We start from the raw sequence: 9,750 nt of genomic DNA, 5'->3' as shown, positions 1-9,750 counted from the left end.
CCCGCCGCCAACCCAGATGGCAGCAACCTGTCCCAGGGCTGTCAAAGTTGCTGCACCGGCACCGATGGCTGAAGCAAAAAGGCTGGCGACAGAGCCTGCCAGGGAGATGCCGGAAAAGCCGGAACCATCCAGACCGGTGATTGCACCGGTAACAGTGAGCGTAACAGCTGCCACTTCCTTGCTCAGCGGGACTGCTCCTGCCAGAGCAACCCCGAGATCATTGACGATGCCCTGTGACCCCCCCGGCAAATAGTCGCCGATTATGCTTGTAAAGCCGGAATCTCCAAGGTAAAAGAAAGCTGCGATAGGGATGACAGGCCCGAAGACCTTGAAGCCAAATTGAAATCCCTCAATCATATAGGAGGTTGTTTTCTCCAGTCCTTTATTTTTGTGGCTTGCCAAGGTGATCACCAGCAGAATAAAAATCGATGTCCCGCCTACAAGTGCTGTCGCATCGCCGCCCTGCAGGTCAAGCAAGAACATAGCTGCTACATCTAAAGCGAATAAAACAGGGATAAGGACTGCAAAAAATCCCCTTTGGCTCCTTGAAAGAAGCCCGGGCTCTCCTGATTCAGCCTCATTCCTTTGATCAGGGGGAGAGGCCGGCAGCAGGAGGCCCTTTTTCATATCCCTTTTCAAAAAGAAAAAGGCAGCAGCAACTGTGACAATCCCCATTACGGCTACAAGGGGAATGCTGGCAGCTATTACTTCCCCTGCTGGAAGCCCGGCAGCGTCTGCCGTCAATTTAGGGGCTGCCTGGATGATGAAGTCGCCTGACAGGGCAATTCCGTGCCCGAAGAGGTTCATGGCCATAGCTGCTCCCAGGGCAGGAAGTCCTGCCTTCAGAGCTGCCGGCAGAAGGACTGCTCCAAGAAGGGCAACTGCTGGTGATGGCCAAAAGAACCAGGATATCACCATCATAACAATGCCGATCGTCCAATAAGCGCCTGCCGGACCTTTGATCATCCTGGAGAAGGGCGCTATCATCGCATCGCTTACCCCCGCAGCAGCAAGGACCCTGCTCATGGCGACGATGATGGAGATGACGAGAATGGTAGAAAGAAGCTCGGTTATCGCGTATATAAAGCTATTGAACACACTGCTGACTGAGGTGCTCAGGGAGCCGGTGCTTGTGATGGCAATCAGGAAGATCCCGGCTATGCACACAAGGGCAGTATCCCGTTTCGCTATCATAAAACCGATGATGAGTACAATGAAGAAAACATAGATAGCATGAAGGACAGTTAAATCAATCGCCATTTTATATCCCTCCTATAGTATGCTTGGGCCATGGCCTTCAAGCGTACTATAGATTATGTTCAGTTCTGGGCGATGTGCATGGCACACATCCGCCTCAAGGCGGAGGGAAAAGCATTCCAGAGGCAGTTAAAGATTGATGGAAGACTGATAAAATGGGATTGCAGGGAAAAGCATTTTCTGCAGCGAATATTTATAGAGAAAGAAAGAAGGGGAGCCAATTGCGTTATCGATCAGTCAATCAAATGATGTTTGCATTATGCCTTCTGGCTGCAGGTGTCCTGCTGCTTCTTGTAAATATAGGTGTCATTTCCTTGGAAATAAAGAAGTTTTTTGTCACAGTATATCCTTTTGTGATGTTCGGCTATAGCCTAATTCTGCTGATCTCTACATTGGCCAGAAAAAAAGGGGGCAAAGTTTTTGCCGGATTTTTGCTTGTTTTCTCCGGGCTGCTGGCCTCTGACAGATTCGGACTGATCCAGTTTTCTTTTTGGGATGTGTGGAAGCTTTGGCCGCTCGCCATCGTATACCTTGGATTCTCGCTTCTCGTAAGGAAAGAGCATATTAAAGTGCATGTTGAAACAGAGTTTCCAGCTAAGAAATATGATGGGATAGAAGAAAGCGAAAAGGATCTGGGCGAGGAAAAAATCATCAGGATCAAAAAGGGATCGCGGCATGCCCCATTAGCAAATATCAGAGGATTCTCTATAGGCGACGTCAGCTTTAAAAACGCAAATTGGTCTGTAGAACCTTTGGATCTGTATAATACGGTCGGTGATTATTTTATAGACTTCAGCAAGGCGTATATCCCGGAGAAGGAAACGCCTATTTCAGTCAAGGGATGGGTCGGCGATGTTAAGATGATTATCCCTGAGGATGTCCCGATTATGGTTCACTCCGATATCAATATCGGGGATATCCGCATTTTCGATCTGAAATCAGAAGACCTTAACCGCAAACTTTATTATAAATCCCCGGGATACGATGATGCGGCAAGAAAGTTGAATATAACGATCCAGCTCAAAGTCGGCTCCATTCGAATTGATCATGTATAGGAGATACTGCTGATGAAAAAAATGTTCGGAATCAGGTATTGGTTTATCCAGAGCTTTATTATGATGGCGCTGATCAGCTCGCTCACCTTCTTTGTCGGGATCCAGATTTATTTATTCTTTGCCGATGAACCGGTCCTCACCATTTCAATCTCTTTCTGGCTCTTTATCTATTGCCTGCTGATCCTGCTGGCTGCCGGAGGCTATTTTGGCATTAAAGGCAGTTACTTAATCAAGGGAAGGCTTGGAGATATCCTGGTTGCAGTGTCCAATCTGCGGTCCGGCAAGCTGGCAGGAAGGATATCTTCTTATGAAAACGATGAAATCGGGCTTATTGCAGAGGAGCTTGATGGTTTGGCTGACTATATCCAGGAGCAGGTCCACTCGGTCCAACGGCTTGCTGAAGAACGTTCATCCCTGGCCCAGTCGGCCCATGCTGCAGCAGTTATGGAGGAAAGGCAGCGCCTGGCAAGGGATCTCCATGATGTTGTGAGCCAGCAGCTGTTTGCTCTTAGCATGATGTCATCTGCCGCGCTGAAGGTCTTTGACAGAGATTCTGAAAAAGCAAAGAAGCAGCTCAAGGAAATTTCCGGTATAGCCGCCAAAGCACAGGGGGAAATGAGGGCTCTCCTTCTCCATTTAAGGCCGATCCAGCTGAGCGATGATACCTTGTGTGACGGGATTATCAAGCTGATACACGAATTGCGCGGGAAGACTACCATCGATTTTCAGGCCAGCATAGATGAAATCGAGCTCTCCAAAGCAGCAGAAGAGCATTTGTTCAGAGTTGTCCAGGAGGCACTTTCTAATATTCTCAGGCATGCCGATGCATCAAAGATAAAGCTGACCCTTACAGAAAAGGAAGATTATACATATTTATTTATTGGAGATGACGGAAAGGGATTTGACCCTCATATTGAAAGGGTTGCCTCGTATGGATTGAAAACCATGCGGGAAAGATGCGAGGAAATCGGCGGGATTTTCAATATCCGGTCCAAACAGGGAGAAGGGACTTATATTGAAATACGGATACCGCTGAAAGGGAGGGAATAAAGTGATCAGGATCGCAGTTGTGGATGACCATGAAATGGTCAGGAAGGGAATCATCTCGTATCTTTTGACTGAACCGGAAATAGAAATAGTAGGGGAAGCTTCCAGCGGGCATGAGGGAGCTGCCCTCGTGCTGAAGGAAAGGCCAGATGTCGTCCTTATGGATCTTTTAATGGAAAACGGAAGCGGCATTGAAGCAACAAAAGAAATATTGAAAAGCTATCCCCAGTGCAAGATCATCATTATTACAAGTTTTTATGATGATGAGCAGGTCTTTCCTGCAATAGAGGCCGGTGCATTCAGCTATATGCTGAAAACAGCAACGGCGGATGAAGTGCTTGACTGCATCCTGAAGGCTGCAAGAGGGGAGCCGGTAATCGAGCCGAAGGTCGCCACCAAAATGATGGGCCGCCTTCGCGGCAGGGAGAAAAAGCCCCACGAGGAACTGACGGAAAGGGAGCTGGAGGTCCTTCTGTGCATCGGCGAAGGGATGACCAACCAGGAAATCAGCAATCAGCTCTTTATAGGGATAAAAACGGTGAAAACACATGTCAGCAACATACTCAGCAAGCTGTCCGTTTCCGACCGCACCCAGGCAGCTGTGTATGCCCATCAAAACGGCCTCATTAAACAAGGACCTAAAGCCTGAAGGGATTTTGCATAGGGCGAATGAAAGAATCTGGCGTTAATTTCTTCAGGTTCTTTTTTTTCAGCTGCAACCCGAAGAAAAGGCCGGAAAATGCGGGCTTCCGCATCTTCCGGCCACTTATGATAGTAATGATCAATCTGCTTCAGGGATATAATAAGTTGTTACAAAGGATGGGCGTGCAAAGATATTTGGACGCTGGACATCGATGCCTTGATCTGTTCCCCGTTTTTCGTGTGCCTTTTCATAGGCTTTGGAATCCTGCCAATTTTTGAAATCCTTTTCGCTCTCCCATTGGGTGAGAATGACATACGTATCACTGGAAAGCGGGCGAAGTACCCGGATGCTGATAAAGCCAGGCTCGTTTTCAACCGCCCCAGCCCTGTTTTTAAATCGGTATTCGAATAAGGGCCTTCCTTCTTCTGTTACGGGGATATTATTCATGACAATAAAACCGCGGCTTTCGAGTGAACCTGTTGAATCCAGCACTTCATAGCTCCGCGGTTCGTTAAATAAAGTTTTTCCCTCGGTTTCGTGGAGGAGCAGTGCATTGTCCGCATCCTGCATCAGCACCATTTTCTCTGCGCTGTTCTTATTTTGTACTATTTTTAAAAAATCAAAAGTGCCGTTCGTCATATAAATCCTCATCCATATCACCTCAAGATTCTCTTTGTATGTTAGCGCTCTCCCTCATTATAGCTTCTCCGCATGCCGATTCCCAATCAGAGCTCTTAGCTGCCGGATAGAAGTTTATTTCAAAATTTTGGTTTATCCAGGAACTATTGGTGGTATTTTCCTATTCGGAGGCTGCTGTATCTGTGTGCATCCTCCTGCCTCTGCCTGCTTATTGATGGTAGTATTTCCTTATTTTTTCCTTTTTATCTATTAAACAGGGAAATCTATCATTTCGTGATTTATAATGGCGAAGGGAAAATAATCCAAAAAAAGGTTGTGTAAAAACGTGAAGAAAAATGTTTTATGGACAGCACTCTTGGCTCTAATGCTTTTACTATCGGCATGCGGGAATGATGAAAAAGCTTCAAACGGTAAAGAGCCGGAAAAGAAGGTTGAAGCTGAAGAAACAGATCATGCTGCCGCAGAGGAAGAAACTGATGAGTCGGAAGAAGCTGAAGAAACGGCTGATGGAACAAGTGCAGAAGGAGAGCTGCTCAACCCAAATATTGCAGATGAATCAGAGGGCGAGGTTGAAGTCATCTATACGAACACAGATCCTGGCTTTGTCCATGATATGAAAGGCTTCAAAGTTTCTGTGGATGAATATCAGATCGTCAAAGTGACAGATATGCACGAGGATGTCACCATCCCGTTTAATGATGAGATCGACGGGTATGTGATTACGGCAAAGGTTACAGTGGATAATGGCACTGATAAAGCAATGTATTACAACAATATGCACCGTATCCAGACATCACATGAGCTGGACTGGTACCCATCAGACCCAACCTTTATCCTTGATGCAGACAAGGTCAAATCGAAAAAAGAGTCAGAAACAGGGAAATTCGCAGCCGGGGAAAAGATAACAGGGCTGATATCATTCACCCTGACAAATGCCGAATTTGATAAGCTTTCGACTGTAAAGCCGAAGTACATCATTGAAGGCGGAGCTGCAGACAACGACCAGTTCAAAGGTTCCATCCAGGGGAATGCAGTCTTTGATTTTGCTTACAGTGTTGAACAGAAGGAGGCCATGGCAAGCGAGCCATCCTTCTACCAGGATCAGCTGACAACCGATAATATGGCAGATAAGAAAATGATTTTCGAAAAAGAAGGAATTGGCGAAGCACAAAAAATCGGTGATGTGAATGTAACACTTGAAGGGGTTCAGTATACAGAAATCACCCCGACAGAGGCCAATAAGCCGCGCTTTACAAATTTTGGCGACAGCGGCATTGTGGCTCTGACAGTCAAATTTAATATTGACAATCAGTCTTCAGAGCCGGTCAGCATCTGGAATATAGGTTCCATCCTTTCAGTGGATGACAACCGCGCCAGAATTCTGTCACAGGGCATGGTTGAACCCCGTGAACCAAAGGCCATCGAGGCAGGTGCACAGGGAGAAAAGCTTCATGTCTTTCTATTCAGGAAAGATGAATTCGAAATATACAAAAAGTTTGATCTGGAATTCGGCCCTTTCTATAACGAAGACGGCACAAAAGCATTCAAAGGAAGAACAGCTGAATTTACACTGCCGAGATAAATTACATGAAGGCAGTATTTTTCAGACCAGAGGGGGTACGGAATGTTAGGGTTCCGTGCCTTTTTTGGTTTGTTTTTTCCTTTGCAAAATCAATGAATTAAAGGAAATAACCCTAATAATAGAATTGAATAAAGCAATGTCATGAAAAGCCAACTTTACGTTAACGTTTTTTACGAAATATAAAACTATAAGGTATTAATTGACCTGCTCCGATGGAGTTCTAAAATGGTAATTGAATGTTAAAGTTTTCAGGGTTGTACTGCCATTCGAATTTAAAAACCTGTTGATTGGAGTGCAAGGCACGAAGACTCCTGCGGGATTGCAGCGGAAGAGTTGAGACCCCACAGCCGCTTGCGGCGAGGAGGCTCAACTCCGCCCCGCGGAAAGCGAAGTGCCTGGAACGGAGATCAACACCCCATTTAAAAATAGAAATGATTTTTGTAATGCAATTTGTTTTTGCCTTTTCTCTTTTAAGGCAAATTTTCGACATTTCCCCAGGCAATCTATACAACCTATCCTGAAACCGCTATAGTGGAAGGGGCAATATGCCCTATACATACCGAAATTTCTAATTTCCAGAAAGATATATTACAATAAACAAACAGAAGAGTACTGAAAGGTGGATACAGTTTTATGGCAAAACAGATAGACGATACATTTTTAAAAGCGGCGCGCGGGGAAAAAACAGACCGCGTCCCTGTATGGTATATGCGGCAGGCTGGGAGATCCCAGCCCGAATACCGTGCCATCAAAGAGAAATACTCCTTATTCGAAATAACGCATCAGCCTGAATTATGTGCCTATGTTACAAGGCTGCCGGTTGAAAACTACGGAGTGGATGCTGCGATTCTCTATAAAGACATCATGACGCCGCTTCCCGCCATCGGAGTGGACGTAGATATTAAAACAGGCATCGGTCCGGTCATTTCCAATCCGGTCCGCTCGCTTTCAGATGTTGAGAAACTGGGGGAACTTCATCCTGAACAGGATATTCCCTATGTCCTTGACACAATCAAGCTCTTAACAGAAGAACAGCTGACAGTTCCTTTGATTGGCTTCTCCGGCGCGCCATTCACAATCGCCAGCTATATGATCGAAGGCGGGCCGTCAAAGAATTACAATAAAACAAAAGCTTTCATGTATTCTGAGCCGCAGGCATGGTTCGCGCTGATGGACAAGCTTGCTGACACCATCATCGTTTATGTAAAAGCACAAATCAAGGCTGGTGCAAAGGCTATCCAGCTTTTCGATTCATGGGTAGGCGCACTGAATGTGGCCGACTACTGCTGCTTCATCAAGCCGGTTATGGAACGGATCTTCACAGCTCTTAAAGAAGAAAATGTGCCTTTGATCATGTTTGGAGTGGGCGCAAGCCACCTGGCCATGGAATGGCATGACCTTCCATTGGACGTAGTCGGACTGGATTGGAGGCTTCCAATCAGCGAGGCAAGGGAGATGGGCATCAGGAAAACAGTCATGGGCAATCTTGATCCTGCCATATTGCTTGCTCCATGGGAAGTAATTGAAGAGAGAGCCAGGGAAATCCTTGACCAGGGAATGCAGCAGCCAGGCTATATTTTCAATCTTGGCCACGGCGTCTTCCCGTCTGTCAACCCGGATACATTGAAAAAACTGACTGGCTTTATCCACGATTACTCGGCTTTCAAGCTTGCTGAGTAATTCCTGAGCATTAGATTTTGTATTCAGCCGGGTTTTTGGCACAATAAGTGACTAGATACATGATTAAAAAGAGGTGTAAATATAATGCCGAAAAAGAAAATGGGCCTGCTTGTCATGGCCTACGGAACGCCATATAAAGAAGAAGATATTGAGCGCTATTATACTCATATACGCCATGGAAGAAAGCCCTCAGATGAGATGCTTGAAGATCTGCGGAGCCGCTATGAAGCAATCGGCGGGATTTCCCCGCTTGCCAGGATTACACAGGAGCAGGGTGAAAAGCTTGAGCAGCATCTGAACAGCATCCAGGATGAAATTGAATTCAAGATGTATCTGGGCTTGAAGCATATTGAACCTTTTGTCGAAGATGCAGTGAAGAGCATGAAAGAAGATGGAATCACGGAAGCTGCAAGCATCGTGCTGGCTCCCCATTTTTCAACCTTCAGCGTGAAGTCATATAATGGCCGTGCAAAAGAAGAAGCAGAAAGGCTTGGCGGCCTGACCATCACTTCTGTAGAAAGCTGGTATCAAGAACCGAAATTCATCGGCTATTGGGCAGAAAAAGTGAAGGAAGCCTTCGCATCCATGCCTGCAGATGAAAAAGACAATGCAGTGCTGATCGTATCAGCCCACAGCCTGCCAGAGAAAATTCTCCATTCGGGAGATCCTTACCCTAACCAGCTGCAGGAGACTGCGGATCTGATCGCTGAACAGGCGGGGGTAGAAAATTATGAGGTTGGCTGGCAGAGTGCCGGGAATACTCCTGAGCCATGGCTTGGGCCGGATGTCCAGGACCTGACGCGCGACTTGTATAATGAAAAAGGCTATAAAGCATTCGTCTATACACCAGTCGGGTTTGTAGCAGACCACCTTGAAGTTTTATATGACAATGACTATGAATGCAAAGTTGTAACAGAGGAAATCGGGGCAAGCTATTATCGTCCGGAAATGCCGAATTCACAGCCCGAATTCATTGATGCTATGGCATCTGCCGTACTCAGGAAGCTTTCAGAATAGCAGAGAGAAGGAGACCTGCCTTTTGGGGCAGGGCTCCTTCTTTGGTTTCTGATTATGTCCCTCAGTTAGGGATAGTAATTAATAATAAAATATTAACCGGGAAGCATTGCAAGAGCTGCTGACATATGCTATTATTATTTTTGTTCAAATTGACCAAAATGTTCATTCAGTCATTTTTGTGAATCGAGGTGTATAGATGGCTGTAGACCGCAAGCAATTAATTATTGAAGCTGCCAATAAATCATTTTCTCTGTTTGGCTATAAAGCAACCACAATGGATCAGGTGGCCAAAATTGCGAATGTCGGCAAAGGGACGATCTACACGTTTTTTAAGAATAAAGAGGAATTATTCGATGAAATCATCACAACGCTCATCAAGGAAATGAAAATTGCAGCTGACGAATCTCTGGATTCTTCATTATCTTTCCACGAAAATGTCCATCGCGCCTTATATGGGATCCTTGAGTTCAGGCTGAAGCACCAGCTGACCATCAAGCTTTTCCAGGAAGAAAAGGAAATGGGCACTCCTGCAGTAATGGAGGTAATGGAGAGGCTGGAAAAATCAATTCTTTCTTATATTAAAGAAAAAGTTGCCGAAGCTGTGAAAAAAGGCGAGATAGCAGACTGCGATCCTGAGCTGACTGCCTTCATCATGTTCAAGCTCTATATCGCCCTGATTTTTGATTGGGAAAAGCAGCATAAACCTCTTGAAAAAGAGGAAATTGCAAAGCTGTTTGAGCAATACCTGTTTAAAGGATTATCTAACTGACTTAAGGGATAGTCCTTGTTTTATGAATAAAATTGACCATTTGAACAAAATAGTCAATCGT

Annotated in this window: 9 protein-coding genes; 7 read left to right on the top strand and 2 right to left on the bottom strand. The window is 45.6% G+C overall.

The window, feature by feature from the left end; translation table 11 throughout:
• Nucleotides 1–1,260: hypothetical protein (locus tag Q9R36_RS05420; protein ID WP_311224628.1), on the bottom strand; the 1,260-nt coding region annotated here is incomplete at its 3' end.
• Nucleotides 1,261–1,478: 218 nt separating this feature from the next.
• On the opposite strand from Q9R36_RS05420, the gene liaF reads away from it, so the two are divergent.
• From liaF to Q9R36_RS05405, 3 genes are read left to right on the top strand one after another with little or no spacing between them, the layout of a single operon-like run.
• Nucleotides 1,479–2,312 carry a cell wall-active antibiotics response protein LiaF gene (liaF, locus tag Q9R36_RS05415; protein WP_035402726.1) on the top strand — a complete coding sequence of 278 codons (834 nt, stop codon included), beginning with the start codon at nt 1,479–1,481 and terminating at the stop codon, nt 2,310–2,312.
• 12 nt (nt 2,313–2,324) lie between these two features.
• A complete protein-coding gene (locus Q9R36_RS05410; protein ID WP_009793951.1) occupies nt 2,325–3,362 on the top strand; it encodes a sensor histidine kinase in 1,038 nt (345 codons plus the stop codon).
• Nucleotide 3,363: 1 nt separating this feature from the next.
• Nucleotides 3,364–4,008, top strand: a complete 645-nt coding sequence (locus Q9R36_RS05405) for a response regulator transcription factor (protein WP_009793950.1) — start codon at nt 3,364–3,366, stop codon at nt 4,006–4,008.
• 132 nt (nt 4,009–4,140) lie between these two features.
• On the opposite strand, the gene Q9R36_RS05400 is transcribed toward Q9R36_RS05405, so the two are convergent.
• Nucleotides 4,141–4,653 (bottom strand): antibiotic biosynthesis monooxygenase family protein, encoded by a 513-nt coding sequence (locus Q9R36_RS05400; RefSeq protein WP_009793948.1) that lies wholly within the window; start codon nt 4,651–4,653, stop codon nt 4,141–4,143.
• Between the two features lie 313 nt (nt 4,654–4,966).
• Here Q9R36_RS05400 and Q9R36_RS05395 point away from each other — a divergent pair, with 313 nt between their 5' ends.
• From Q9R36_RS05395 to Q9R36_RS05380, 4 genes are all read left to right on the top strand, one after another.
• Nucleotides 4,967–6,223, top strand: coding sequence for a DUF5068 domain-containing protein (locus tag Q9R36_RS05395; RefSeq protein ID WP_022543581.1), 1,257 nt, complete (start codon nt 4,967–4,969; stop codon nt 6,221–6,223).
• 633 nt (nt 6,224–6,856) lie between these two features.
• Nucleotides 6,857–7,903, top strand: coding sequence for a uroporphyrinogen decarboxylase (hemE, locus tag Q9R36_RS05390; RefSeq protein ID WP_311224627.1), 1,047 nt, complete (start codon nt 6,857–6,859; stop codon nt 7,901–7,903).
• A gap of 84 nt (nt 7,904–7,987) precedes the next feature.
• Entirely contained in the window at nt 7,988–8,920 is a 933-nt protein-coding gene (hemH, locus tag Q9R36_RS05385) for a ferrochelatase (RefSeq protein WP_311224626.1), read from the top strand.
• A 196-nt stretch (nt 8,921–9,116) separates the two neighbouring features.
• Nucleotides 9,117–9,689: a TetR/AcrR family transcriptional regulator gene (locus Q9R36_RS05380; RefSeq protein ID WP_009793943.1), complete on the top strand. Its 573-nt coding sequence runs from the start codon at nt 9,117–9,119 to the stop codon at nt 9,687–9,689.
• Nucleotides 9,690–9,750: the final 61 nt, after the last annotated feature.

The organism is Bacillus sp. AG4(2022) (assembly GCF_031844465.1).
Lineage (GTDB): Bacteria > Bacillota > Bacilli > Bacillales > Cytobacillaceae > Bacillus_AB > Bacillus_AB infantis.
The sequence above is the reverse complement of the archived record's forward strand: the minus strand, read 5'-3'. Positions and strand labels throughout refer to the sequence as shown.